Raw genomic sequence first — 24,986 nt, 5'->3', positions numbered from 1 at the left:
CGTGCGGATCGCCTGGTCCGAACGGCTCACCGTGCAGGGGATCGACCAGGAGACCCCGGTCACGGCCACCCGGACCACCCCCGACGAGAAGTGGTCCACGGCCAGGCCGGTGCCGCACCCCGCCTACGCCGGCCCGGTCAACTACTCGCCTGTGGAGGTCGCGGCAGGTCCCGGCATGTCCGGCGCGCTGCTGTGGAACTCGACCGGGGGACCGCTGTCCTCCCGGACCGCCTTCCGGCCGCCGATCAAGGCCGTTTCCTCCACCGTCCCGGCCACGGCGGCCCTCGCGGGGAGCACGCCCAAGAGCACCGTGTGGAACCCGAAGTGGACGCTGAACCAGCGGGCCGACTCCTGGAAGCTGACCCTCACCGACAACACGTCGGGCAGGATCGTCGAGTGGTTCTCCGGCAGGCGCACGAACACCGTCAACCCGAAGTGGAACGGCCGGGACAGCGCCTCGACCAGCATGTTCCCCCCGAACGGCCCGCTGGCATGGCGCCTGACGGCACACGGCCCTTCCTCGGCCGTGGAGACGACGATCGCGTCCGGCACGGTCACGGTCACCGGCGGCGCGGCCGTCCACCGCGACTTCGGCGCGCGCACGGGCACCCCGGACGGCATCGGGGACCTCTTCCAGACCACCGCCTCGGGCAGCCTGCGCGTCGCGTACGGCAGTGCGGCCACCGGGAACTTCAGCGGCAGCGCCACGACCACGGGATGGCCCAAGGGCGTCCTGCCCGTGCCCGTCGGCACCCTGGACGGCGACCGGTGCAACGACGTCCTGATGCGGATGCCGGACGGCACGATGCGCGCGTACACCCCCGCCTGCGGGGCCGCGCTCAAGCCCGCCACCAAGCACACCGTGCTGGGCAAGGGCTGGAACGCGTACGACGTGATCACCTCGCCCGGTGACCTGACCGGCGACGGCAGGGCCGACGTGGTCGCACGCGACCCGAAGTCCGGGGCCCTGTACTCGTACACGGCCCGCGGCGGGAAGCTCGACCCGCGGCTGATCATCGGGACCGGCTACAAGGGCTTCAAGAAGATCGTCGGCGCGGGCGACCTCAACGGCGACCGCCTCGGCGACCTGCTCCTCCAAGACGCGTCGAACGGACTGTGGCGCATGTACGGCGCCGGCGGCGGGAAGTTCGGCCCGCTCCGGCTCGTCGCCAAGGACTGGGGCGCGTCGTACAACGCCGTGGTCGGCGCCGGCGACCTGACCGGTGACGGCCGCGCCGACCTCGTCGTCCGCGACACCGCGGGCACGATCTGGCGGCTGAACGGCACCGGCCAGGGCACCTTCGGCAAACCCGCCAAGCTCGGCACCGGCTGGCAGGTCTACAACCGCCTGTCTTGACCGCCCCCGCCCCGGCCCGGCCCGGCCCGGCCCCGGAAGTTGGTCACGTCGATGCGGTGCGCGCGCGCATGCGGTGCGCGGTCCGCAGTCCCTGCTTGGCCGCGGTTGACACGAGGCCCCCGAGGGTGGTTCGGGCGAGGTCGTGGGCGGCGAGGTGTTCCAGTGGGGGCAGGGCCCGGTCGTCGGCGGTGGACCCGAGAGCGCGGCAGGCCAGTGCTCGCAGGTCCGGGTCCGGATCGGTGGTGAGGGTGATCAGGTCGTTCACCACCGGAGGGCCGAAGGCGGCGATCGCCGAGGCGAGATGGCCGGCCTTCGGGTTCCGGCGTTCCCACACGGTCTGCCAGAGCGCGGCGAGTGCCCGGTCGCCACCGATCCGGCCGAGCGCCATCGCGGCCCTGCCGCGTACCCGGTCGCTCTCGTCGTTCAGCCGCGCTGTCAGGGCGGGGACGGAGGCCGGTTCCTCGAAGAGGCCCAGTGCCTCGCAGGCACCTTCACGGACCATCGGATCGGGGTGGTCGAGCAGGGCGGTGATCAGCGGGAGGGCACGGCGGAAGCCGAGTTCTGCACACGCGAGCGCCGACCACCTCACCCCTCGGTGCCCGGTGTCAGCGAGCGCGCGGAGGAGGCCCGGTTCGATGCTCGCGTCGCCGAACAGGTCGATCCGGTTCAACGCCTTGGTCCAGACGGCGACGTCCCGCGTCCGGTGGTCGGAGGCGACCTCGACCAGGGCCGCCCGGGCCTGCGGATGGCCGAGCTCGGCCCATTCCAGCAGGGCGTCGATGGCCCGCATCCGGATCCGTCGGTTGCCGCTCAGCTCGGCGGCGAGGGCGGTGACGAGAGACCCCGGCCCGTCCGGCGGGTGGCCCAGTGCCTCCCCGAGGGGGCCGGCGAGCGATGGTTCGAGCTCGCCCAGCCGCAGGGCCAGTGGCCCGATTCGGGTGCCGACGTCCGCGTCGTAGCTGCCGTCGGCCCGCAGGTTCGCGGCCAACTTGGCGACCGTGCGGAACAGCGGCCAAGCGCGGTCCGATGGAGCATCAGCGAGGGTGTCGAGGCGGCCGGCCATCGCCAGGGTGACGGCGCTCGCCGGGCGGCCGGTGGCCTTCAGGACCGTGCGCGCCGAGGCGAGTGGCTCGTCCTGGCGCTCGTACAGCCGGCGACCCCACAGGCGGAGGACGGCGTCACGGTCGTCGGTCATCCCAGGATCGTGCCGGCCGTGAGGTCCGACAGCCAACGGATCACGTGCACCCGGGGAACCCCGTCGTGGAGATCCACCGCCGGACCGGCTGCCACGTCGGCCGGCCGTCACCTCCGCGAGTGAGAACGGCCGGGCCTCTGTACGGGTCGGGGCCGTCCCTGGTTTCCCCTACGACTACCCGCCGGTCCCGGTGGCCGGGGTTCGTGGAATCCACCGAGCGGTGCTTGACCGACGAACCTGCGGCAACGTAACTTCGACCGAACCCCGCTCGTGAGCTGCTGGAAGGAGGCGAAACCGGATGTCGACCGTCTCCGCGCTGATTCGCCTCGCACACCAGATCGCCTGGGCTCCGGGTCGTGTAGCCCACGGCTGCTGAGCGGCCCCCTCGTCGGCGTGCCCGTTCGCGGCCCCGACGCCTTCTCATCTATGTCACCACTCACGGCACGCCGTCGCGTGCCGATGTGTCGCGCCGCGTACCACGGTGTCCCCGGCCGCGACCACCGGAAGAGAAAGCTCCTGACATGGCGACTTGGACAGTCCGATCGACCGCGCGCCGAAACGAGGACGCGCGATGGTAGCGGCCCGGATCACGGTCAACGGCAAAGAAACACGGATCTCACCCGCACCCGCTCACACCACGGTGCTCGACTTCCTCCGCGAGCGGGGCCTGACCGGCACCAAGGAGGGTTGCGCCGAGGGTGAATGCGGCGCCTGCTCGGTCCTGGTGGCCCGCCCCGGGGTGGACAAGCCCACCGACTGGGTGGCCGTCAACGCCTGCCTGGTTCCGGTCGCGGCGCTCGACGGCCAGGAGGTCGTCACCTCCGAAGGGCTCGCGACGGTCGACCCGTCCGGCACGCCGGCCGTGTTGCACCCCGTGCAGCAGGAGATGGCCGTCCGGGGCGGCTCCCAATGCGGCTTCTGCACCCCGGGGTTCATCTGCAGCATGGCCTCCGAGTACTACCGGCCCGACCGCTGCGCGCACACCGGCCAGGCCGACGGCACCGACCCCGGCCGCGTTCCCGCCGAAGGCTCCGGCTCCGACTCGGAGCACGGTCCGAACGGTTTCGACCTGCACGCGCTGAGCGGGAACCTGTGCCGCTGCACCGGCTACCGCCCGATCCGCGACGCCGCGTACGCCGTCGGCATGCCCGCCGAGGACGATCCCCTGGCGCTGCGCCGCGAGCAGTCCCCGCCCGCACCGGCCGCCACCGCGTACACGCAGGACGACAGCGCGTTCCTGCGGCCCGGCACCCTGGCCGAGGCCGTGCGGCTGCTCCGCGAGCGGCCGGACGCCGTGGTCGTCGCGGGCAGCACCGACTGGGGCGTCGAGGTCAACATCCGCTCCCGCCGCGCCGATTGCGTGGTGGCGGTCGACCGGCTGCCCGAACTGCGCACCCTGCACGTCGGATCCGACCACATCGAGATCGGGGCGGCGCAGACCCTCACGGAGATCGAACGCCGTCTCGACGGCGCCGTGCCGCTGCTGGCGGAGCTGTTCCCGCAGTTCGCCTCCCGCCTGATCCGCAACAGCGCCACCCTCGGCGGCAACCTCGGGACCGGCTCGCCCATCGGCGACAGCCCGCCCGTGCTGCTCGCGCTGGAGGCGTCGCTGGTGCTCGCGGGCGCCGACGGCGAACGCGAGGTACCGCTCCGCGACTATTTCACCGGCTACCGGCAGAGCGTCCGCCGTCCCGGCGAGCTCATCCGCGCGGTGCGCGTCCCGCTGCCGCTGTCACCGGTCACGGCCTTCCACAAGATCGCCAAACGGCGCTTCGACGACATCTCCAGCGTGGCGGTCGCCTTCGCCCTCGACATCGAGGACGGCACCGTGCGCAAGGCGCGCATCGGTCTGGGCGGCGTCGCCGCCACCCCGATCCGTGCCCTCGCCACCGAGGCCGCCCTGGAGGGCGAGCCCTGGACCGAGCGGACCGCCGAGGCCGCGGCCCGGGTGCTGCGATCCGAGGGCACCCCGATGGACGACCACCGAGCCAGCGCCGCGTACCGCTCCGCGATGCTCGGCCGGAGCCTGCTGAAGCTGTACGCGCGAACCACCGAGGCGGTGCCGTCATGAGCCATCTGTCCGAACGCCCCGAGAAGCCCGTCGTCGGCCTTCCGCTGCCGCACGAGAGCGCCGGCCTGCACGTCACCGGGGCCGCCCTCTACACCGACGACCTCGTCCACCGCACCAAGGACGTGCTGCACGCCCACCCGGTCCAGGTGATGAAGGCCCACGGCACGATCACCGCGCTGCGCACCGGTCCCGCGCTCGCCGTGCCCGGTGTGGTCCGCGTCCTCACGGGGGCCGACGTCCCCGGAGTCAACGACGCCGGCATGAAGCACGACGAACCCCTCTTCCCCGACACCGTCATGTTCCACGGCCATGCCGTGGCCTGGGTGCTCGCCGAGACCCTGGAGGCGGCCCGGCTCGGTGCGGCGGCCGTCGAGGTCGAACTCGACGAGAAGCCCTCCGTGATCACGCTGCGGGAGGCCATGGCGGCCGGGAGCTTCCACGGCGCCCGGCCCGTGATGGAGACCGGCGACGTCGACGCCGGGTTCGAGGACTCCGCGCACGTGTTCTCGGGCGAGTTCCAGTTCTCCGACCAGGAACACTTCTACCTGGAGACGCACGCGGCACTCGCCCACGTGGACGAGAACGGGCAGATGTTCGTCCAGAGCAGCACCCAGCACCCCTCGGAGACGCAGGAGATCGTCGCGCACGTGCTCGGCCTGCACAGCCACGAGGTGACCGTGCAGTGCCTGCGCATGGGCGGCGGCTTCGGCGGCAAGGAGATGCAGCCCCACGGGTTCGCGGCCGTCGCCGCGCTCGGCGCCAGGCTGACCGGCCGGCCGGTCCGGGTACGGCTCACCCGGACCCAGGACCTGACCATGTCCGGCAAGCGCCACGGCTTCCACGCCACCTGGAGGATCGGCTTCGACGCCGAGGGCCGCATCCAGGCCCTCGACGCCACCCTGACCGCCGACGGCGGCTGGAGCCTGGACCTGTCCGAGCCCGTGGTGGCCCGCGCCCTGTGCCACATCGACAACACCTACTGGATCCCCAACGCGCGGGTCACCGGCCGCATCGCGAAGACCAACAAGGTGTCCAACACCGCCTTCCGCGGCTTCGGCGGACCCCAGGGCATGCTGGTGATCGAGGACATCATGGGCCGGTGCGCGCCCCTGCTCGGCCTCGACCCCGTGGAGCTGCGCGAACGCAACTTCTACCGGCAGGGCGACTCGACCCCGTACGGGCAGCGGGTCCTGCACCCCGAACGGATCTCCACCGTATGGCGGCAGGTCAAGGACGACGCCCGCGTCGCCGACCGCCAGGCGGAGATCTCGGCCTTCAACGCCGCGCACCCGCACACCAAACGGGCGCTCGCGATCACCGGCATCAAGTTCGGGATCTCCTTCAACCTCACCGCCTTCAACCAGGCCGGCGCGCTGGTGCTGGTCTACAAGGACGGCTCGGTCCTGATCAACCACGGCGGCACCGAGATGGGGCAGGGCCTCCACACCAAGATGCTCCAGGTGGCCGCGACCACGCTGGGCATCCCGCTGCCCAAGGTACGGCTGGCCCCGACCCGCACCGACAAGGTGCCCAACACATCCGCCACCGCCGCCAGCGCCGGGGCCGACCTCAACGGCGCCGCGGTGAAGAACGCCTGCGAGCAGATCCGCGAGCGGCTGCTCCGGGTCGCGGGCACACAGCTGGGCGCGAACGCCTCGGACGTGCGGATCGTCGACGGCGTCGCACGCGTCGTGGGCGGCGACGGGGAACTGGCCTGGGACGACCTGGTGCGCACCGCGTACTTCCAGCGGGTCCAGTTGTCGGCGGCCGGCTTCTACCGCACCGAGGGCCTGCACTGGGACGCGAAGGTGTTCCGGGGCTCGCCGTTCAAGTACTTCTCCTACGGGGCCGCCGCGGCCGAGGTGGAGGTCGACGGGTTCACCGGCGCGTACCGGATCCGGCGGGTGGACATCGTGCACGACGTCGGCGACAGCCTCTCCCCCATGATCGACATCGGCCAGGTCGAGGGGGGCTTCGTGCAGGGCGCGGGCTGGCTGACCCTGGAGGACCTGCGGTGGGACGCCGGCGACGGCCCGCACCGCGGCCGGCTGCTGACCCAGGCGGCGAGCACCTACAAGCTGCCGAGCTTCTCGGAGATGCCCGAGGAGTTCAACGTCAGACTGCTGGAGAACGCCACGGAGGAGGGCGCGGTCTACGGGTCCAAGGCGGTGGGCGAGCCCCCGCTGATGCTGGCCTTCTCGGTACGGGAGGCGCTGCGGCAGGCCGCCGCGGCCTTCGGGCCCGGCGGGGTCAGCGTGGAGCTCGCCTCCCCGGCGACGCCCGAGGCCGTGTACTGGGCGGTCGAATCGGCCCGCGGGGGCGACACGCCGTACGGCCCTCCCGTCGCGTTGCGGACGCCCGGCGACGGCGGCGAGGTCCCCGCCGAGGCAAGTGCGCCGATCCATGCCTGACATGGGCTGGGTGGCCGCGGTCGCGCGGTTGCGGGCACGCCGGGAGCCCGGCGTGCTCGTGACCGTCGCGGCCGTGCGCGGCCACGCGCCCCGCAGGGCCGGTGCCAAACTCGTCGTGGGACGCACCGAGACCTGGGGGTCGATCGGCGGCGGCAACATCGAGGCCGTCGCCATCGACCGGGCGCGCGAGTTGAACGGCGCGGCCGATCCGGAGCCGGAGCTGATGGAGTTCGCCCTCAACGACAAAGTCACCGGCCCGCACGGGGTGCAGTGCTGCGGCGGCTCCGTCACCGTGCTGCTGGAACCGCTGCCGGTGGTCGAGGCGGTCGCGGTCTTCGGCGTCGGGCACGTCGGGCTGGAACTGGCCCGCATCCTGGCCCGTCACCACGTCGACCTGCACCTGATCGACAGCCGCCCGGACATGCTGACCGACGAACGGCTCGGCGTGCTCGCGGACGCGGTGGCGCAGATCCGGGTGCACCACACGCCGCTGCTCCCGGAGGAGGTGCTCGCGGAGCTGCCGCCCGGTACCCACATCCTGATCATGACCCACGATCACGCGGAGGACGCCGCGCTGTGCGACGCCGCCCTGCGCACCGCCGGTCTGGGCTCGATCGGCCTGATCGGCTCGGCGGCGAAATGGGCGCGGTTCCGGCGACGGCTGGCCACCGAGGGCGGTCACGCGCCGGCCGCCATCGACCGGATCAAGACCCCGATCGGCGTTCCGGGCATCGCCGGAAAGGAACCCGCCGTCATCGCGGTGAGCGTGGCGGCGGACCTGCTCCGCACCTTCGAACAGGACCGCCGCTGGTCGGTACCGGACCCGGTGGCCGTACCGGACCCGGTGACCGAGCCGGATCCGGTGGCCGTACCGGACCCGGTGGTGGCCGTTGCGTACGCTCCGGGGGCGGAGCCGGGGGCAGGGACGGCGGTGGGAACGGGGATCGCTTCGGGGATCGGCGTGCACTGACCTTGGTGGCCGCGTGGGCCGCGTCTGCCCTGGTGGCCGTGGCGGGCGTGGTGGCCGGAAGGGCGTTTCTCGGCAACGCTGCTACTTTGCCGTGGCGCAGGGGCCCGCATGAGGCGTGGGCGGACACGCAGGTGTCCGTCCCGCTTCAGCGAGGTCCCGATGATGGGGAGGTGTCCATGTCGGCGTACGGCCCGGTGGTCTTCGTGTCCAGGAAGGACGGCGCAGACCTGTCGGAGGAGGAACGGGCGACGGTCTTTCGGCTGGTCCGCGACGCCTGCCTCGGACTGAAGATGACCGATGATCACGGCGAGCCGGTGAGACCTTCGCACTGGGGCCATGGCCGGGACGAGAGGAAGGCGTTGGGCGTCCTGGTGTACTCCTCCTATGCCTGGTCGCACATGCCGGAGGAAGTCAGAACCGACGAGGCCGCGCGCTGGACGAGGTACGGCGCGCGGGTGGCGTCCGTGGTCGAGGAGCAGGCTCCCGGAACATACGCCTTCACGTCCTACGGACTCGAGGTCTGACAGCACCGCCCCGGGCGCCCGGACGAGGCACCGGCCTCCGCCGAGGTCCTCGGGGTGCCGTACGGCTGTGTGGTCGCGGGCGCGGGCGGGGCGGGTGCGGGGCGGGTGGTCGCTTCGGGAATCAGAGGCCGCTGTCGATGCCGGTGACCGCCGGTGTGCCGAGCGGGACGTCGGATTCCGAGAGTCCTGCCTCCTTCAGGACGGACGCGACGATCTCCACGGCGTCGAGCTCCGCCTCGTACTTGTCCGGCGCCTCGACTTCGAGCCGGACGGAGAAGGTCCCGTCGTCGTGCAGAGTGAGGAGGCTCAGTCCCTCGCTCTCGCTGACCTCCGTGTGCCGCGCGGCCAGTTTCCGTTCGATGGCGGACCGCACGGAATCGGCGACGTCCGAGACGAACGTACCGGGGACCGTGATGACGAAGCGGGTCACGACAACTCCTCCCACAGGCGGACACATACGAGTACCACCCGGGTGCCCACATTCCTCCCGGTGAACCCGCGGCGCACGTCCCGGACGCGTCGTGTCGGCCGTGCGGCCGTGCGACCGTCGGGAGCGAGCAGGCCCGGGGCGAGGAGCAGGCCCACGTCACGTCCGGCTCGGGGCGGATCACCGCCCGACCGGGTGACAGGTGCGTGGATTCGTCATTTCACCCGGACGGTCCGCCGCCGGGAGGCCGGCCGAGGTGACTGTCCGTACATGCGTTTGCCATCGGGCGGACGGGGCTAGGCGTAGAGCTGCGGGTGGTGGTCTTCGCGGCGCGGACGGTCACGGGGCTGCCACCGGGGACGCTCCTGAACCGCATCGGCGTCCCGCTTCGAGAGAGGAAAGCTCCATGACCGACGTGCCACCGGCCACCACCACCGATTCGGGCGCACCCGTCGAGAGCGACGAGCACTCGCTCACCGCGGGTCCCGGCGGGCCGATCCTGCTCCAGGACGCCTACCTGATCGAACAGATGGCCCAGTTCAACCGGGAGCGGATCCCCGAGCGGCAGCCGCACGCCAAGGGCAGTGGCGCCTTCGGCCACTTCGAGGTGACCCATGACGTCAGCGCCTACACCAAGGCCGCCGTCTTCCAGCCGGGCGTGCGCACCGAGCTGCTGGCCCGGTTCTCGACGGTCGCGGGCGAGCGCGGGAGCCCGGACACCTGGCGCGACCCGCGCGGTTTCGCGCTGAAGTTCTACACGAGCGACGGCAACTACGACATGGTCGGCAACAACACGCCGGTCTTCTTCGTCAAGGATCCGATGAAGTTCCAGCACTTCATCCGCTCCCAGAAGCGCCGCGCCGACAACAACCTGCGCGACCACGACATGCAGTGGGACTTCTGGACCCTGTCCCCCGAGTCGGCCCACCAGGTGACGTGGCTGATGGGCGACCGCGGGATCCCGCGCACCTGGCGGCACATGAACGGGTACACCTCGCACACGTACATGTGGATCAATGCCGCCGGTGAACGGTTCTGGGTGAAGTACCACTTCAAGACCGACCAGGGCGTCGAGTTCTTCACGCAGGACGAGGCCGATCAGATGGCCTCGGCCGACACCGACTACCACACGCGCGACCTGTTCGAGCACATCCGGGACGGAGCGTTCCCCAGCTGGACCCTGTACGTGCAGGTGATGCCGTACGAGGAGGCCGAGGGGTACCGGTTCAACCCGTTCGACCTGACGAAGGTGTGGCCGCACGGCGACTACCCGCTGATCGAGGTCGGCCGGATGACGCTGGACCGCAACCCCACGGACCATCACGCGGAGATCGAGCAGGCGGCGTTCCAGCCGAACAACTTCGTCCCCGGCATCGGCCCGAGTCCGGACCGGATGCTGCTGGGACGGCTCTTCTCGTACGCCGACGCGCACCGCCACCGCATCGGCGGGAACTACCAGCAGCTCCCGGTCAACGCCCCGGTCGTGGAGGTGCACACGTACTCCAAGGACGGCGCGATGGCCTTCCGGAAGACGACGGACCCGGTCTACGCGCCGAACTCGAAGGGCGGTCCGGCGGCCGACACCGAGCGGTACGGCCGGCCGCCGAGCTGGGAGACCGACGGGGCGATCACCCGAAGCGCCTACGTGTCGCACGCCGAGGACGACGACTGGGGTCAGGCGGGCACGATGGTCCGCGAGGTCCTGGACGACGCGGCCCGCGACCGGCTGGTGGACAACGTCGTGGGACACCTCCTGAACGGGGTGACCGAGCCGGTCCTGGAGCGCGCCTTCCAGTACTGGTCCCACATCGACAAGTCCATCGGCGAGCGCATCGCGCAGGGCGTACGCGCCAAGGCGGCCGAGAAGGACCCGAAGGCGGCCCAGCAGGGCAACCCGGCGCGGAGCAGCATGCAGGACAAGGCCTGAGCTTTCGCGTACGGACCCGTTCCGCCGGCGCGCGGACCTGAACGCAGCTCCTCGGCACCGGTGGGGGCGGGCTGGGTTCCCGGAGGGGCGGGTTCCCGGCAACGATCTCCGGCCTGGGGTCGACGAACCCGTTCGACCACAGGCCGGGCCGGCTCTCCCTCCCGTAGCGGTGCGGCGGAGCCACGTGATCGCGACACCTCCACCCACTCATCGGACGATGTCAATCCGCTTCAGGGTGGAGGGGGCCCGACCCTGGGATCCACCGTCCGGACGCGCGCGTCAGGTCCAGGGGGCGCCCGTCCAGTGTCGCCTCGATGCGGTCCGCGCCGCGGGTGCCCGTGGCCGCCGACGCCTTGCGCACCCAGGGTACGAACCTGAGGTCGTCGGGCTGCGGCACGGCCTGCGGGTCACGGGCCCATGCCGTCAGGTGGTCGGCGAAGGCGGCCTGTCCGGCGTCCGCCGCGGTCGCGACCGCGTTCAGTGCGCGCTGGGAGGACGTGTCACCGGGCAGCCGGTCCAGCGAGGTGCCGAAGGCGAACTCCAGGCGGTGCGTGCCCCGGTCCGCCGCGGCGCGCAGCGCCGGGCCCACGGTGTCCCAGGTGTTCGCGCACGGGCGGCAGCCGGGGTCCAGTGCCGGCTCCACCACGTGCGGGGCGTCCTGGCGCCTAGACCAGGGTGGTGCGGTCCGCGCCTCCGCTCGTCGAGGGCACCACCAGCTGCCCCTCGTACCTCGATGCCGCGCTGGTACAACAGCCCCGTCACGGCCGCCGCCACCGCCACGACGGCTGCCGCGCCCCGCAGTGCCAGACCGCGCTTATGGGCCCGCCGCGCGGTGTGTGGCCGATGCTCCCGCAGCCGTTCGCGTGCGTTCGGCTCCGCCGGGGCGGCGGGCGCGGGCGCCGCCCCGGGGGCGTTCACGCCTCGTCCCGGGTGGGCGAGGGGGCGGTGCACGTGGCCGTGCCGAAGGGGCCGTCCGCCGTCGCGCGGTGCGCCTCCTTCCCGCCGATGAGGATCACGCAGGCGGCGTGCCCGCCCTCGTCGCCCAGGATGAGGCTCACGGTCGGCGAGGTGGCCACGCCCGTCAGCTCCACCTGCTCGGACCAGGGCAGTTCGGGCGCTTCGACGGTCTGCTGGGCGGTGGCCGTGCCCTGCCCGGTGCCGTAGACGACCGTGCGGACGCCCTTGCCGGCCACCTTGTACTCGATGTCGTACGAGCGGCCGTCGGCCTGGTCGAAGGCGGTGGGCACCGGGCTTCCGGAGCAGCCCGTCAGGGCGAGGGCCAGGGCGGTCCCGGTCGCGGCGAGGGCGGTTCTGCGGGCACGTGGTTCTCTCTCGTCGTGTACTGCCGTCGTGGACGTACGGGGCGACGGCGTTCGTGGTCTGTGTGAGCCGCGTGGCCCGCTGCGCGCGGCTCGTCGGTGGCCCGGGCCCGTCGGAGGGAATCCGACGGGCCCGGGAGGGTCCTGGGGTCAGGACCCGGTTGCGCGGCTCACGGGCGGGCGTCGATGAGCGCCCGCACGCCGCGGTACGCCTCGTCGTCGACCGTCAGCGGCGAGGCGAGCGCCTCGAGCCACTCCCGTGCCTCGGCCTCCGTGAGGTCGTGCCAGCGGGGGTGGGCGGCGGCCCGTTCGGCGAGCACGGCCCAGCGGTGCGGGTGTCCGACCAGCCGGTACCACTCCACGTGGGCCTTCACCCGGCTCGGCAGCGGTCCCGTGCGCAGCGCCTCCTGGAGGCCGTCGCGCAGCCGGGCGAGCGACGCCGCGTAGACGGGGCTCCCGAGGAGGACCCCCTCGGGAGCCGGCGTCTCGAACTTGAACTCCATGCCGGCGCGGAGCAGGACCTCCACCTGGGCCAAGTCGTCGAACTCGAGCAGTTCCGACATCAGAACGGATTCCTTCCGTGGAAGATCAGGTTCCTCTGGGGATCTTCAGCGATCCTCGGTGGATCCTCTCGTTCGGTTGGGATCCGTATCCGAGTTCGGCGCCCTGTGGCATCCGGAAGACGAACAGGAACCCCGCTTTCCCGGAGTGGGTGGTGGAACCGATGTAGATGTTCCGCTCGATGTCCGCCTGGCTTCCGATCTCCTGGGTCACGTGGACCTTGCCGCTGCCCCGGGCAGCGACGAAGCGCAGTCCGCCGTCCTCGTCCAGGATGCCGTTGTAGCCGCGCTCGTCCGAGTAGTGGAAATAGACGTCGTCGTCCAGGTTGCCGAAGATGTTGTCCGGGTCGTGCGTGGACGCGTTGCCGCAGTTGTGGACGAGGACCGGTGCGGGACCCGCCATCACGTAGTACGTGTGGATGTCCTGGACGGTCAGGTTGAACACCCGCGCGTCCTCGGTCCAGCGGTGCAGCCGCTCGATGGTGAGTCGGGCGCCGGTGTCGCTGTGGAGCTTCTGCCCCTCGCGCAGGTCGGTCGCGTCGATCCACTCGCCGAGCTCGGGCACCCAGAACGGGTGGCCGTCCGTGGCTTCGACGGTGGCGGTGCGGCTGCCCGCCGCGCCGTCCACGTCGATGGTGACAGCGACCAGGTTCTTGGCGCCCTCCCCGATGATCGTGCCGGTCACCGGCTTCGCTCGGGTCCGGCCGGTCTCCGGGTCCGTGGCGATGACCTTGTCACCGGTCTTGACCTGCTCGATCGGCTTGCGCGAGCCGTCCGCCATCAGGACCAGGGTGCCCGCGGTGAAACTGTTGACCGCGCACTGGGTGGCCTGCTCCTGGACGGCCTCGACGACCGAGTCCTGGGCCTGGTCCTTCATCTCGGACTTGAGCTCGCGGACCTTGGAGCCGACGTTGCGGCCCTTGTTGCCGCCACCGCCGCGGCTGCCGCCCCGGCTCGCCTGCGGGCGGGCCTGCTTCGGCCTCGGACTGGCCTTCGGGCGGCTCTTCGGCCGCGAAGCGGCCTTCGGTCGCTGCTTGCTGACGGAGCGGCACTTCGTGGAGCGCTTCAGCGCGGACCGCGCCGCGGTGCGCGGCTTGGCCTTGCGGGTGACCGCTGCGCCTTCTTCTGGGTCGCCTTGCGGGTCGTCTGGGCCCTCTTGACGGAGGCCCGCTTCTTGGCCGCGGGCTTGGACGCCTTCTTCGCGGGCTTCTTCGCCTGCTTCGGCTTGACGGCCTGCTTGACCTTCTTGACGACCTTGACGGCCTTCTTGATCTTCTTGACGGCCGTGTAGGCCTTGTAGCCGCGGTAGGCCCACACCGCTCCGACGACCAGGGCGGGGAAGAACAGGCCGCTCGCGTCCTCCTCCGTCGCGGGCGCGTTGTTGGCGTACGCGTACGGGTTCATCTGCTGCGGGTTGCCGAAGTCGATGATCGGGTCGGTCGTGGTGAACCGGCCGAGGGCCGGGTCGTAGTCGCGCGCTCCGAGCTGGGTGAGTTCGGTCTCCTCGTTCTCGCGGCCGCCGACGAAGCCCCGCTTGCCGGGCAGCACGGCGGGCCCGCCCTCGCCCCGCTCCTCACCGAACGGCTTGAGCAGGCGGCGGGTGACCGGGGCCCCGGCGACGTCCAGTCCGAAGGCGGTCTGGCCGGTGCCGTGGTGGTCGTTGAGGACGACGTCCTCCGTGCCGCGGCCGTTGGTGCCGTCGCCCTCGGTCGCCGTCCGGACGACGCTGTTGCCGTCGGGCAGGGCGTACATGCGGGTGGCGGAGAGCTTGCCGGCCTTGTCGACCGTCAGCTCGGTGTCGGACAGGAACAGCGTGGTGGAGCCGTGGGGGGCGCGGTGGATGAGCCGCTGGCCGTCGGGTCCGTAGAGGTACTCGGTGCCGGCGCCCGCCTCCGTGATCTTCGTGAGGTTGCCCTCGGTGTCGTAGTCCATCGTCTGGACGTTGCCGCCGGTCTGGCGGATCGTCATGTTGCCGGTGGCGTCGTACGCGAAGGTGTCCGCCGAGGTCCCCCGGGGGCCCTTGGACTCGGACTTCGTCAGCGCGCGGGGCTGCGGCTTGCCCGCACCCGGGTAGGCGTAGGTGCGCGTGACGTCCTTGGTGGTGTCGCCGGACGGGTCGCGGTCGACCAGCTTGGTGCGGTTGCCGACGGCGTCGAAGCCGTAGGACTGCCAGTACGGCTGAGGACCGCCCACGGTCGCCTTGGACGGCGTCGATGCGCAGGTGTCCGTGGCCGTCCACGCCTCGGTCATGCGCTGGAGCGCGTCGTAGGCGAAGCACTGGGTGTCGGCCGGGCCCGCGTCGGGCATGGCGGAGGGCACCACCGGCGGCACCGACCCGCTGAGCCTGGTCACCGGCCCCGGCACCGGCTACGCCGAGGGCTGGACCGCCGCCCAGCGCCCGCAGTTCGGCGCCTTGGGCGACGCGACCGGCGACGGCGTGCCCGACATGTGGTCCGTCGTCAACGAGACCAGCGGCACCTTCTGGTTCCACCCGACCGAGGGCAAGGCCCTCGGCGCCACCCCCCCCTCAAGATCGGTACCGGCGGCTGGACGAGTTCCATCAAGCAGATCGCCTGATCCACCGCTCGGCCCGCCCCGGCCCACCGGGCCGCACCTCCCGCTCCACGCGGGGGTGCGGCCCTTCGCCGTTCCCGGCCGGGCGGGGCCCGGAGGGGCCCCACCACGGCGGGGCGGCGGGGTGCCCGGGCCCTGGTGCGCGGGGTGGCGGTCGGGCAGGTAGTTTGCTCGGATGAGTCTTCTTGATGATGTGGCCGAACGCGACGGCTGGACGTGCTGGGTGTGCGATGAGCCGGTCGATCCCCACGAGTCGGTGAACGACCCGCGGGGCCCCAGTGTCGACAGCCGGACCGCCGACCGGAAGGCCAAGGTCGCCGAACGGCTCGCGCACCGCGGGTGCAACTCCCGCAAGGGCGCGGTCAAGGTGGTCATCGCCTGGCCGGAGCGCCTGTACGTGGTCGAGCCCGCACCGCTGATCGCCGTGGCCGAACGGCTGGAGCGCAAGGGCGGCCGCGAGACGGTGGGCCGGTGCCCGACCGAGAAGGACGCGCGGGAGACGGCGGACTGGCTGGTGGACCGCTTCTCCCGACTGGTACCGGGCCTGCCGGTGAACGCGGAGGTCCGGGCCGGCGGCGGCCAGTTCCTCGTCACCCTGTCGACCGGCCGCCGCTGACCGGAGGTCCGGCCAGCCGGGAGAGCGGAAGGGGTGGCGCGTCTCCGTGCCGGAGGAGGCAGAGCCTCCGCTACCTCCTCCGGCTCGCCTCGATCGTGAGGACGAGCGTCCAGCAGGCGACGGCGGCGGCCAGCGAGCCGAAGAAGGCGCCCTCGAAGAGCAGGCCGTTGGCGTTCTCGACCGTGCCGTCCTCATGGGCGCAGGACTTCTCGAAGGGGAAACTCGCCGTGCGCAGGTCCGCGCACCTGTTGTGCAGGTCGTCGTCGAGTACGTGCGCCCTGACCGCGGACAGCCCCCACAACAGGAGGAACAACCCCAGCAGAGCGCACGCGGCGCCCCACAGTCGGTTCAGCTGCGCATCCGTCGTATCGGCTGTCGGCATGCGCCGGAGCGTACCCGCACCCCACGGCGCGCGGTTGAACGGCCGTCGCCGCTCTTCCGACGGACCGTCGCAGGAGTCGCGTTTCGTGGTGCGGAGGCTATGACTCCAGGTAGCGGAGGACGGCCAGGATGCGGCGGCTGTAGCCGTCCGTGTGCGACAGCTCCAGCTTGTCGAAGACCGCGTTGAGGTTCTTCTCCACCGAACTGAGCGAGAGGTGCAGCCGCCGCGCGATGGCCGCGTTCGTCAGACCCGCGGCGAGGGCTTCCAGGACGGTGCGCTCCCGCGGGGTGAGTCGGGCCAGCGGATCACCGTGGGTGGTGCGGATGACCAGCTGTCGGACCACTTCCGGGTCGATCGCGGCGCCTCCCGCGTGGATCCGCTCCAGCGCGTCCAGGAACTCCTCGACCTGGGCCACCCGATCCTTGAGCAGGTACCCCACCCGCTCCGCGGTGGAAGCGAGCAGTTGGGCCGCGTAGTTGCGCTCGATGTGCTGGGAGAGGACCAGGACGCCGACCGAGGGCCGGCGCTCCCGGATCTCCACCGCGGCCCGCAGTCCCTCGTCCGTGTGCGTCGGAGGCATCCGGATGTCCACCACCACGATGTCCGGCTGCCGCTCTTCGACCTCCTTGAGGAGGGTGACGGCGTCGGGGACGGCGGCGAGGACCTCGTGGCCCTCCTCGACGAGGAGCCGTACCAGGCCCTCCCTGAGCGGGGTCGAGTCTCGGCCAGGATCACACGCACGGCAGCTCCGCGGTCAGGGTGGTGGGTCCCTCGAGGGGGCTGTCCAGGTACAGGGCGGCGACCCGGCCGCGCAGCCCGGCGAGCCCCGAACCGGATGCATCGGCGCCGCCCCTGCCGTCGTCGCGGACGCGGACGGTGAGGACGTCCCCGCGGCGGACCACCGATATCGAGACGGCCGAGGCCCCGGAGTGCTTGGCGGCGTTCGTCACCGTCTCCGACACCACGAAATAGGCGCAGGTCCGGACCGGTTGGGGCAGCGGGGCCGGGACGTCGAACTCGGTCCGCAGCGGGATCGAGCAGCGCTCCGCGACCCCGCTCAGGGCCTCTTCCAGGCCGAGGCCGTCCAGCGCCGAGGGATACACCCGCCAGGCCACCTCCCGGAGTTCGGTCAGCACGGCCTGAGATTCCTGGTGGGCCTGGAGGAGCAGCGCGTCCGCCCGGTCCGGGTCCCGCTCCCGTCCTCGTCGGGCCCGCCCCAGCAGCATCGCCAGGGCCACCAGCCGCTGCTGGACGCCGTCGTGCAGATCGCGCTCGATGCGCCGGCGTTCGGCGTCCACGGCCCGGACCACCGCGGCCCGGCTGGTGGCCGGTTCATCGATCCGGCGCCGCATCAGCTCGCGCTCGGTGGGGCCGAAGCATTCACGGGCGATCCGGGCGCAGCGAGAGCAGCGAGAGCAGTCCCTGCACCCCGAGGAAGAGCAGCACCCCGCCGAGCGCGACCTGGATGAGGAACTCCGGCAGGTCCAGGCTGCCGCGGGCCGCGCCCGCCACCAGCAATCCGGCCAGTACGGCCCCGAAGCCGAGGAGTCCGAGGACCGCCGCGGAGAGCAGCCCGGTGGAGCAGCGGACCGCGAGGAAGCGCAGGACCTTCCGGTCGGAGGCCGTGTAGCGCTCGGGGAAGGCGTCCCCGAAGAACGCCGAGCGCCGGGCCCGTTCGAGGGCCGAGAGCCGGCGGGCCCCGCCCGCCAGGGCGCGCAGCGCGTCCGGCCGGGTGCGGCGCCACAGCAGGAGCGGGCCGAGCACGGTGCCGGCGAGCAGGAAGTACCCGAGGCCCAGCGGGGCCGTGGCGCAGCCGATCAGCACGCCCGCCGCGCGCAGCGGCGGGCGGCGTCCGGTCACGGGCCCCTCCCCGACTGCCTCGGTGTCCGTCGTGGCGGGGAGGTGCCGGCGTTCCGTTCCGTCCGCCGATTCCCCTCGCACGGGGTCCGAGCCTAGGTCGTGTCTTTTGGATCTTGCCGGTGAGGCCCGCGGCGTCTGGTGCCGTGCATCGCAAGGCGCCGGGAAGCCTGCCTACTGAACGTAATCAGGCTTTCCGGCAACGCCGCGAGGTGCGGTGCCAGGCGGCGCGGGCCAGGCAAGATCCGGAAGACACGGCCTAGTTCGGCCGTGCGGAGCGGGCAAGATCGTTCGGTCACGGGGTACGGCGGTGTCGGGCATGGCCGCGGCCGCGGAGCCGCACCGTCACGTAGGCGACGAGGGCGATGACGACCAGCACCAGCACGACCTTCGACAGCACGCCGACGTAGGTCTCCACCACGTCCCACTGGTCGCCGAGCCAGTACCCGGCCATCACCAGCACGCTGTTCCAGATCAGGCTGCCCAGCGCCGTCAGCGTCAGGAAGGTGGGCAGCGGCATCCGCTCCACCCCCGCGGGCACCGAGATCAGGCTGCGGAAGATGGGGACCATCCGGCCCAGGAAGACGGCTTTGGTGCCGTGTTCGGCGAACCACTTCTCGGTGCGTTCCAGGTCGGAATCCTTCACCAGCGGCAGCTTCGCCCAGATCGCGTGCATCCGCTCCCGGCCGAACACCCTCCCGATCCAGTAGAGGGCGAGCGCCCCGACCACCGAGCCGAGGGTGGTCCAGAAGAGGGCCGAGACCAGGCTGAGGACGCCCTGCGAAGCGGCGAATCCGGTCAGCGGGAGGATCACCTCGCTGGGCAGCGGCGGGAAGAGGTTCTCCAGGGCGATGGCAAGACCGGCCCCCGGTCCGCCGAGGGCGTCCATGAGGTCGGCGGTCCAGCCCGCGAAGCCGTCGGTGGGTTCCTGGGGCAGCGCCGGATTCATGAGGTGCACGAGGTGATCTCCAAGAGGGCCGGTGTCGGTCGGCCCGAGCGGGCGCCCCGATCTCCCCTTCACCGTAGGAACCGCGGCTCACCGCCGTGATGCGGATTGCCGTCCGGCCCGGTGCGGTTCTCCGCACCCCGCACCCTGCGGGAAACCGCAGGGTGCGGGCGCCAACGGCCCTCGCCCTCTCAGGTGTGCGTGGGGTCGCGGTCTCGTGAGACGAGGGCCCACGCCGCAGGGCGGCTCCTACCAGGAGCCCCGCCGGTCGCGGGCGTCAATCCCGCTTCGGCGTCAATTCCACTCCAAGGACGCGCAGGCGCCTTGGACGTTGACCAGATCAGCACTTCGGGCTCTACCTTCCGCCTCTCTGACCCGGTTGTTCGCCTGCGTGGCGAACATGTCCTTGCCCACGGCCGGCCAGCCTCCGAACCGACCCCGATCCCCCACCGCGACCGACCAGGCCATGTAGTCGGCGGCGAAGTTCATCACCGCCTCGCGGAGCACGGGCTTCTCGGCCCTGTCGGCCAGGGCCTTGAACTCCCTCCCCATCCCGGCCAGACGGGCCGACTGCTCCGCGTCGCTCTCGCCGAGCGGACTGCGCGGCTGCAGGAGCCGGTTCCACTCCTGGCAGACCTTCCTGTCAGCGGCGTCGTCCGGCCGCCCCAGTGTCCGGCCCAAGTCGTCGAAGCTGTCGACTCCCAAGAACATCATGATCGCGATGACGGACCCGGCGGCCCCCAGCCACGCCCCCACTTTCTCCACACCGTCCACTGGCCCCCCTCGGCATCGGCGCTCCCCCTCGGCCCAGGCTAAGACCCCGCCCCAGCCCCACCAAGGCCACGGACCGAACCGTCCGGGACGCGGATGCGGATGCCGAACTGGTGCTCGGCGGTCAGGTCGCGGTGGGGACGTAGGGTGCTGCCGCGAGCTGGGCCATCGTCCGAAGGTTCGCGAAGAAGGAGGCGCAGTACGCCTCCTTGATCAGGGGCGCGATCTTGTCGAGGTCGGCGATGCGGCTCCAGAGGGAGGCGATGCCGGTGTCGTCGAGCCCCCCTGTCAACTCCCTCTGCACGAGGCCGGCGACCTCGGCGTCCAGGAGGACCAGATCCACTCCGTCGAGGTCCACACCTCGAAAGCCGTCGGGGAACAGGGCGCGTCGGTGCTCCTCCCACAGTCGGGCGAGTCGGCCCGCGGGCTGTGCCACGCCTGCGGGGGCGGTTCCCGACCCGGTCGCGGACGAGGGGCGCAGGAGCAGGGAGACGGCGTCGAAGACGGCTCGCAGCAGGTCGACGGCCCGGATCGGGCGGAGGGCGGCACTGGACGCGGTGCCCTGCGCGAGCCCGTCGCGCAGGCGTCGGCCCCGGTCGAGTTCGACGGCGAGTTCCGCGGTGACGAGCCCTGCGTCGGTGGCTCGCTCGATGAGGACGTGGAGCGGCCCGTTCGTGGCCAGACGCTCGGCCAGAACGTGTTCCAGGGCGAACAGGGAGTGCGTGACGGCGACGGTGGCGAACTCGTACCGGTAGAAGGAGTGCCGGACGAGCTCGCGGGACGTCTCCAACGCGCTCATGACGTACATCGACGCGCCGCCGGGCAGGACCAGGTCACCGACCAGGGCGTGCATGTCCGCGTAGTCGGGCACGAGGTCGGCGACGCGCGGGTCCCGTTCCGGCGGGAGGTGCGGTCCGGGCGGCGGTGGCAGGGCTTTCACCCGTGCAGTCTCGCCGCCGAAAGGCTGCGGGTGCCATCGAATTGGCCAGGCTCCGGCCCCGGGGACCCTGCTCGTGCAGCGGACGGGGCCGCTCCGTGATGACCGCATCATCCGCATGTCCGAAATCCACGCCCTTGGTCCGAAGGACTGCAAGGGCGGCTTTGCTCGCGCGTTCAACCCGGGGCGGTCGGCGTCCCCCGAAAGGATGCGGAGCCTCGGGGACGTTGACCGTCGGACCCGGGTCCTGAAAGGAAGGCGATTGGAAGCGTCATTTTCCGCGGACGAGCGGCGGGCGTCGAGCCCGGGTCTGCCCCGGGGCATCACCCGGGCCCTCTCCGTCCTGCTCCCCCTGGCCAGTGTCGGTACCTGGCTGGCTCCCACCGCGTACGCCGCCGGCGCGGGCGACGGATCCGTCAAGGTACGTGTCGTCAGGGCAGTCAACGCGAACGGCTCCTGGGACCAGGCGCTGGAACCGGGCATGGCCGGTGTCCAGGTCAGGCTGACGGACGACGGGGGAAGGTCCATCACCGGGACCACCGCCGCGGACGGCACCGTCACCCTGGCCCCGGCCTCGTCCGCCCTCGTCGGCGGCAAGTACCGGGTGCAGGTCGTCAATCCCCGTCCGGGCGTGCTCTTCTCCGCCTTCGCCTCACGGCAGGGGCTGAGCGGCGGGGCGACGGCGCTCACCAGTACGGAGGAGTTCGTCGACGTCTCCGCCGGGGCGGACGCCGAGCTGACCACGGGCTTCTGGAACCCGGCCGACTACTGCCAGCAGAACGCCCTGGTGGTGTCCGCGTGTGAGCCCAACGACGTCCAGCCGGTGGACCCGCCGACCACCCGGACCCTGGTCACGTACCCGTACAACGGGAAGGACCCGGATTCCGTCACCACGGTCTCCACCAAGGCGACGACCGGTGTGCTCTACGGCATCGGGTACAGCAAGCAGGGCAAGCGGATCTTCAGCGGGGCGCTCGCGAAGCGGGGCTCCCTGTACGGGCCGGGCGGCGCCGGCGCGGTGTACGTGACGGATCGGGCCACCGGTGCCACGACGCTGTTCACCACCGTCCCGAACGCCGGAACCACCGCGCACGACATCTCGGCCATGATGGACCTGGGCTTCCAGCCGGCGGTGGGCAAGGAGTCGCTGGGCGACGTCGAGGTCAGCGAGGACGGCAAGGAACTGTACGTCGTCAACCTCGCGGACCGTCGGCTCTACACGTACGACGCGACGCCGGCCACCGCGGCCGCGCCCAAGGCCTCGTACGCGATCCCGGACCCTGGCTGCGCGGCGGCCGGGGACTGGCGGCCCTTCGGTCTCGGCGTCCAGGACGGCGTCGTGTACGTCGGCGGTGTCTGCTCCGCCCAGTCCACCGGCGCCAAGAGCGACCTGCGGGCGGTCGTCAGCACCTTCGACCCGGCGAGCGGCACGTTCACCGGTGACGTGATGAACCAGCCGCTCACCTTCCCGCGCGGGCCCGCGTTCTACCGGTCCGTCTGCCCCGGAGTCGGCTGGTTCCCCTGGCAGGACACCACCCCGCGGACCCAGGACGGCGTGAACTGCGTCGCCGACAGCATCGCCAACCCGATGCCGGAACTGGCGGACATCGTCGTGGACACCAACGGCGATCTCATCCTCAGTTTCCGTGACCGGTTCGGCGACCAGTCGGGCCGCGAGGTGCGGATGTGGCCGGAGGAGCCGGGGCTCTACGACGTGGCCGCCGGCGGCGACCTGAACCGGGCCTGCCCGGGTGCGGGGGACCTGTTCATCATGGACGGCAACGGCGGCTGCCGGAACAACGCCACCGACTCGAACAACGGGATCCAGGAGCCCGACGTCCTGGAGTACTACCCGGGCGACCACCGGGTGAACATCCACATGGAGGCCGTGCTCAGCGGCATCGCGCTGTCCAAGGTGGAGACCACCTTGGCCGCGCAGATCACCGACCCCACCGACGAGTACTTCGTCAACGGAACCGCGTGGTTCGACCGGGAGACGGGCGTCACCGCCCCGGCGGACGACCTCGTGCTGACCACCAACTTCGGCAAGGCCGGCGGGGTGGGCGACCTGGAGGTCCTCTGTGACGAGGCCCCGCTCCAGATCGGCAACCGGGTGTGGTTCGACACGAACGGCAACGGCGTCCAGGACCCGAGCGAGCCTCCGGCCCCGGGCGTGACGGTGAGCCTGTACGACGCGGCGGGCACCAAGGTCGGCACCACCACGACCAGCACGCGCGGAGAGTACTACTTCGACGACTCGAACGTGACGGGCGGCCTGAAGCCGGGCACCCGGTACACGATCAAGGTCGACAACCCGGCGGACTACTCCACCGGTCCCCTCACGGGCTGGAACCCGACCGTCCCGGACGCGGGGACCGACGACACCGTCGACAGCGACGGCGCCGTGCCCGTCGGCGGAACCTACCCGGAGCACACCCTCACGACCGGCAGCGCCGGGCAGAACAATCACACGTACGACTTCGGGTTCGTCCGCGCGGGCGAGCCGGGCATCGACATCGTGAAGAAGGACACGCCGACCGGGTCCGACGCCAACACCGACGACACCCGCGTCCGGCTCCCGAACACCGACGACGTGCCGCTCACCATGACCATCACCAACAACGGCACCGAACCGCTCGTCGAGGTCGAGGTCACCGACACCGTCACCCGCGGGACCGCCACCCTCACGAACCTCGCGTGTACCTGGCCCGACGGGACCACCGGCAGCGACCCGAACGGCAGGTCCGTACGCTGGGAAGCGACCTTCGGTGACGCTCCCGGCCAGAAGTTCGCCGTCGGCGCCTCCTTCACCTGCACCGCGACCCTGACCGGCCTCAAGGCCGGCGAGGCACACACCGACGAGGCCACCGTCACCGGTGAAGGCGACCTCAGCGGCAAGGCCGTCACCGACAAGGACCCGTGGAACGGTGTCCCGCCCGCGGAACTGCGGGTGCTGAAGAAGGACGCGGAGACGGGCGCGGCCCTGGCCGGCGCGGTCTTCGAACTGTGGCGCGAGACCAACGGCACCGCCGGCCTGCAGACCACCGGCGGCACGGCGGACCTGCGGATCGGCAGCTGCACCACCGACGCGACGGGCGGGTGCGGATTCGTCGCACAGCCGGGTGAGTACTACCTGGTCGAGACGGTCTCCCCGGCCGGCTACCCCCGGCCGAACGACCCGGTGTCCGGGCCGCACCTCGTCGCCGACGGCGCGACGGTCGTGGAGGTCGAGCGCCTCAACACGCCGCCCGCCCCCGGCATCACCCTCGTGAAGAAGGACACCCCGACGGGCTCGGACGCCAACACCGAGGACACCCGCGTCCGGCTCCCGAACACCGACGACGTGCCGCTCACCATGACCATCACCAACAACGGCACCGAACCGCTCGTCGAGGTCGAGGTCACCGACACCGTCACCCAGGGCTCAGGCACCGTCCGCGACCTGTCCTGCGCCTGGCCCGACGGGACCAGCAGCACCGACCCGAACGGCGGCACCGTCCGCTGGAACGCCACCTTCGGCGACACCCCGACCCAGCGGTTCGCCGTCGGCGCCTCCTTCACCTGCACCGCGACCCTGACCGGCCTCAAGGCCGGCGAGGCGCACACCGACGAGGCCAAGGTGACCGGTGAAGGCGCCGTCAGCGGCAAGGTCGTCACCGACAGCGATCCGTGGAAGGGCACCCCGCCCGGGGCGTTCGTCATCGTCAAGAAGGACGCCAAGAGCGGCCGGCCCCTGGGCGGTGCCGTCTTCCAGCTCTGGAGCGAGACCAACGACCGTCCCGGCCTGCAGTACACCGGTGCGGCCAAGGACACGCTCGTGGACACCTGTGCCACCGACCGTCAGGGACGCTGTGAGTTCCAGGTCCCGGCCGGGCTGTACTACCTCCGTGAAACCGCCGTCCCCGAGGGCTACCGGCTCCCGCGGCAGCCGGTGACCGGGCCCTACGACCTGACGGGTGCCGCCTTGGACCGTCCGTTCGTGGTCACCCTCACCAACCAGCGCGGCGAGTCCGGCAAGGGCCCCAAGCGCTAGACGATTCACCCGCACGACCCCACCGCCCGGGGGGGGGGGGGGGGGGCCCCGCCCCCCCCCCCCCCCCCCCCCCCACCCCCCCCCCCCCCCCCCCACCACCCACACCACA

22 protein-coding genes and 1 pseudogene are annotated in these 24,986 nt (G+C 71.8%); 9 read left to right on the top strand and 14 right to left on the bottom strand.

Annotated elements, in window-relative coordinates; translation table 11 throughout:
- Nucleotide 1: 1 nt before the first annotated feature.
- Nucleotides 2–1,357, top strand: a complete 1,356-nt coding sequence (locus ABTZ17_RS22570) for an FG-GAP repeat domain-containing protein (protein WP_352197484.1) — start codon at nucleotides 2–4, stop codon at nucleotides 1,355–1,357.
- A gap of 43 nt (nucleotides 1,358–1,400) precedes the next feature.
- Here ABTZ17_RS22570 and ABTZ17_RS22565 read toward each other — a convergent pair whose 3' ends face one another.
- Complete coding sequence (locus ABTZ17_RS22565; protein ID WP_352197483.1) at nucleotides 1,401–2,552, bottom strand: HEAT repeat domain-containing protein; 1,152 nt, start codon at nucleotides 2,550–2,552, stop codon at nucleotides 1,401–1,403.
- Nucleotides 2,553–3,123: 571 nt separating this feature from the next.
- On the opposite strand from ABTZ17_RS22565, the gene ABTZ17_RS22560 reads away from it, so the two are divergent.
- The 4 genes and pseudogenes from ABTZ17_RS22560 to ABTZ17_RS22545 all read left to right on the top strand — a co-directional run bounded on the left by ABTZ17_RS22560 (nucleotide 3,124) and on the right by ABTZ17_RS22545 (nucleotide 8,528).
- A complete protein-coding gene (locus ABTZ17_RS22560; protein WP_352197482.1) occupies nucleotides 3,124–4,623 on the top strand; it encodes a xanthine dehydrogenase small subunit in 1,500 nt (499 codons plus the stop codon).
- Nucleotides 4,620–7,034: a xanthine dehydrogenase molybdopterin binding subunit gene (gene xdhB, locus ABTZ17_RS22555; RefSeq protein WP_352197481.1), complete on the top strand. Its 2,415-nt coding sequence runs from the start codon at nucleotides 4,620–4,622 to the stop codon at nucleotides 7,032–7,034. Before ABTZ17_RS22560 ends, xdhB begins: the two co-directional genes overlap by 4 nt.
- Before the next feature lies 1 nt (nucleotide 7,035).
- Nucleotides 7,036–7,836, top strand: a pseudogene (xdhC, locus tag ABTZ17_RS22550) (xanthine dehydrogenase accessory protein XdhC); the annotation flags it as partial.
- Nucleotides 7,837–8,174: 338 nt separating this feature from the next.
- Nucleotides 8,175–8,528, top strand: coding sequence for a hypothetical protein (locus tag ABTZ17_RS22545; protein ID WP_352197480.1), 354 nt, complete (start codon nucleotides 8,175–8,177; stop codon nucleotides 8,526–8,528).
- 121 nt (nucleotides 8,529–8,649) lie between these two features.
- Here ABTZ17_RS22545 and ABTZ17_RS22540 read toward each other — a convergent pair whose 3' ends face one another.
- Entirely contained in the window at nucleotides 8,650–8,958 is a 309-nt protein-coding gene (locus ABTZ17_RS22540) for a hypothetical protein (RefSeq protein ID WP_352197479.1), read from the bottom strand.
- Between the two features lie 403 nt (nucleotides 8,959–9,361).
- On the opposite strand from ABTZ17_RS22540, the gene ABTZ17_RS22535 reads away from it, so the two are divergent.
- Nucleotides 9,362–10,882, top strand: a complete 1,521-nt coding sequence (locus ABTZ17_RS22535) for a catalase (protein ID WP_352197478.1) — start codon at nucleotides 9,362–9,364, stop codon at nucleotides 10,880–10,882.
- 220 nt (nucleotides 10,883–11,102) lie between these two features.
- Here the strand turns inward: ABTZ17_RS22535 and ABTZ17_RS22530 are convergent, their stop codons facing one another.
- The 5 genes from ABTZ17_RS22530 to ABTZ17_RS22510 all read right to left on the bottom strand — a co-directional run bounded on the left by ABTZ17_RS22530 (nucleotide 11,103) and on the right by ABTZ17_RS22510 (nucleotide 15,068).
- A complete protein-coding gene (locus tag ABTZ17_RS22530) occupies nucleotides 11,103–11,528 on the bottom strand; it encodes a hypothetical protein (protein WP_352197477.1) in 426 nt (141 codons plus the stop codon).
- A gap of 268 nt (nucleotides 11,529–11,796) precedes the next feature.
- Nucleotides 11,797–12,129 carry a hypothetical protein gene (locus ABTZ17_RS22525; RefSeq protein ID WP_352197476.1) on the bottom strand — a complete coding sequence of 111 codons (333 nt, stop codon included), beginning with the start codon at nucleotides 12,127–12,129 and terminating at the stop codon, nucleotides 11,797–11,799.
- Between the two features lie 242 nt (nucleotides 12,130–12,371).
- Nucleotides 12,372–12,764: a hypothetical protein gene (locus ABTZ17_RS22520; RefSeq protein ID WP_352197475.1), complete on the bottom strand. Its 393-nt coding sequence runs from the start codon at nucleotides 12,762–12,764 to the stop codon at nucleotides 12,372–12,374.
- A gap of 25 nt (nucleotides 12,765–12,789) precedes the next feature.
- Complete coding sequence (locus ABTZ17_RS22515) at nucleotides 12,790–13,638, bottom strand: polymorphic toxin-type HINT domain-containing protein (RefSeq protein WP_352197474.1); 849 nt, start codon at nucleotides 13,636–13,638, stop codon at nucleotides 12,790–12,792.
- Between the two features lie 188 nt (nucleotides 13,639–13,826).
- Nucleotides 13,827–15,068 (bottom strand): RHS repeat-associated core domain-containing protein, encoded by a 1,242-nt coding sequence (locus ABTZ17_RS22510; protein ID WP_352197473.1) that lies wholly within the window; start codon nucleotides 15,066–15,068, stop codon nucleotides 13,827–13,829.
- Between ABTZ17_RS22510 and ABTZ17_RS22505 the strand changes: the two genes are divergently transcribed.
- On the top strand, nucleotides 15,067–15,501 hold the full coding sequence (locus ABTZ17_RS22505; RefSeq protein ID WP_352197472.1) for a hypothetical protein: 435 nt from the start codon (nucleotides 15,067–15,069) through the stop codon (nucleotides 15,499–15,501). The genes ABTZ17_RS22510 and ABTZ17_RS22505 overlap by 2 nt on opposite strands.
- 9 nt (nucleotides 15,502–15,510) lie before the next feature.
- Nucleotides 15,511–15,951: a hypothetical protein gene (locus ABTZ17_RS22500; protein ID WP_352197471.1), complete on the top strand. Its 441-nt coding sequence runs from the start codon at nucleotides 15,511–15,513 to the stop codon at nucleotides 15,949–15,951.
- A gap of 70 nt (nucleotides 15,952–16,021) precedes the next feature.
- Here ABTZ17_RS22500 and ABTZ17_RS22495 read toward each other — a convergent pair whose 3' ends face one another.
- From ABTZ17_RS22495 to ABTZ17_RS22465, 7 genes are all read right to left on the bottom strand, one after another.
- Nucleotides 16,022–16,333, bottom strand: a complete 312-nt coding sequence (locus tag ABTZ17_RS22495; protein ID WP_352197470.1) for a hypothetical protein — start codon at nucleotides 16,331–16,333, stop codon at nucleotides 16,022–16,024.
- Between the two features lie 97 nt (nucleotides 16,334–16,430).
- Complete coding sequence (locus ABTZ17_RS22490) at nucleotides 16,431–17,030, bottom strand: response regulator (protein WP_352197497.1); 600 nt, start codon at nucleotides 17,028–17,030, stop codon at nucleotides 16,431–16,433.
- A gap of 34 nt (nucleotides 17,031–17,064) precedes the next feature.
- Nucleotides 17,065–17,685: a sensor histidine kinase gene (locus ABTZ17_RS22485; RefSeq protein ID WP_352197469.1), complete on the bottom strand. Its 621-nt coding sequence runs from the start codon at nucleotides 17,683–17,685 to the stop codon at nucleotides 17,065–17,067.
- A gap of 28 nt (nucleotides 17,686–17,713) precedes the next feature.
- The gene (locus tag ABTZ17_RS22480; protein ID WP_352197468.1) at nucleotides 17,714–18,193 is read right to left on the bottom strand and encodes a hypothetical protein; all 480 of its coding nucleotides are present in this window, start codon (nucleotides 18,191–18,193) and stop codon (nucleotides 17,714–17,716) included.
- Between the two features lie 292 nt (nucleotides 18,194–18,485).
- The gene (locus ABTZ17_RS22475; RefSeq protein ID WP_352197496.1) at nucleotides 18,486–19,139 is read right to left on the bottom strand and encodes a DedA family protein; all 654 of its coding nucleotides are present in this window, start codon (nucleotides 19,137–19,139) and stop codon (nucleotides 18,486–18,488) included.
- 291 nt (nucleotides 19,140–19,430) lie between these two features.
- Nucleotides 19,431–19,910, bottom strand: coding sequence for a hypothetical protein (locus ABTZ17_RS22470; protein WP_352197467.1), 480 nt, complete (start codon nucleotides 19,908–19,910; stop codon nucleotides 19,431–19,433).
- 121 nt (nucleotides 19,911–20,031) lie between these two features.
- Nucleotides 20,032–20,847 (bottom strand): hypothetical protein, encoded by an 816-nt coding sequence (locus ABTZ17_RS22465; protein WP_352197466.1) that lies wholly within the window; start codon nucleotides 20,845–20,847, stop codon nucleotides 20,032–20,034.
- A gap of 259 nt (nucleotides 20,848–21,106) precedes the next feature.
- Between ABTZ17_RS22465 and ABTZ17_RS22460 the strand changes: the two genes are divergently transcribed.
- Nucleotides 21,107–24,877 carry a SpaA isopeptide-forming pilin-related protein gene (locus tag ABTZ17_RS22460; RefSeq protein WP_352197465.1) on the top strand — a complete coding sequence of 1,257 codons (3,771 nt, stop codon included), beginning with the start codon at nucleotides 21,107–21,109 and terminating at the stop codon, nucleotides 24,875–24,877.
- Nucleotides 24,878–24,986: the final 109 nt, after the last annotated feature.

Source organism: Streptomyces sp. NPDC097619, from assembly GCF_040302735.1.
Classification (GTDB): Bacteria; Actinomycetota; Actinomycetes; order Streptomycetales; family Streptomycetaceae; genus Streptomyces.
The sequence above is the reverse complement of the archived record's forward strand: the minus strand, read 5'-3'. Positions and strand labels throughout refer to the sequence as shown.

Excerpts from the sequence above, each read along its gene's own strand:
- ABTZ17_RS22565 (WP_352197483.1), bottom strand. The coding sequence starts at position 2,552 with ATGACCGACGACCGTGACGCCGTCCTCCGCCTGTGGGGTCGCCGGCTG.
- ABTZ17_RS22560 (WP_352197482.1), top strand. The coding sequence starts at position 3,124 with ATGGTAGCGGCCCGGATCACGGTCAACGGCAAAGAAACACGGATCTCA.
- xdhB (WP_352197481.1), top strand. The coding sequence starts at position 4,620 with ATGAGCCATCTGTCCGAACGCCCCGAGAAGCCCGTCGTCGGCCTTCCG.
- ABTZ17_RS22535 (WP_352197478.1), top strand. The coding sequence starts at position 9,362 with ATGACCGACGTGCCACCGGCCACCACCACCGATTCGGGCGCACCCGTC.
- ABTZ17_RS22520 (WP_352197475.1), bottom strand. The coding sequence starts at position 12,764 with ATGTCGGAACTGCTCGAGTTCGACGACTTGGCCCAGGTGGAGGTCCTG.
- ABTZ17_RS22515 (WP_352197474.1), bottom strand. The coding sequence starts at position 13,638 with ATGAAGGACCAGGCCCAGGACTCGGTCGTCGAGGCCGTCCAGGAGCAG.
- ABTZ17_RS22505 (WP_352197472.1), top strand. The coding sequence starts at position 15,067 with ATGGCGGAGGGCACCACCGGCGGCACCGACCCGCTGAGCCTGGTCACC.
- ABTZ17_RS22510 (WP_352197473.1), bottom strand. The coding sequence starts at position 15,068 with ATGCCCGACGCGGGCCCGGCCGACACCCAGTGCTTCGCCTACGACGCG.
- ABTZ17_RS22500 (WP_352197471.1), top strand. The coding sequence starts at position 15,511 with ATGAGTCTTCTTGATGATGTGGCCGAACGCGACGGCTGGACGTGCTGG.
- ABTZ17_RS22495 (WP_352197470.1), bottom strand. The coding sequence starts at position 16,333 with ATGCCGACAGCCGATACGACGGATGCGCAGCTGAACCGACTGTGGGGC.
- ABTZ17_RS22485 (WP_352197469.1), bottom strand. The coding sequence starts at position 17,685 with ATGCGGCGCCGGATCGATGAACCGGCCACCAGCCGGGCCGCGGTGGTC.
- ABTZ17_RS22475 (WP_352197496.1), bottom strand. The coding sequence starts at position 19,139 with ATGAATCCGGCGCTGCCCCAGGAACCCACCGACGGCTTCGCGGGCTGG.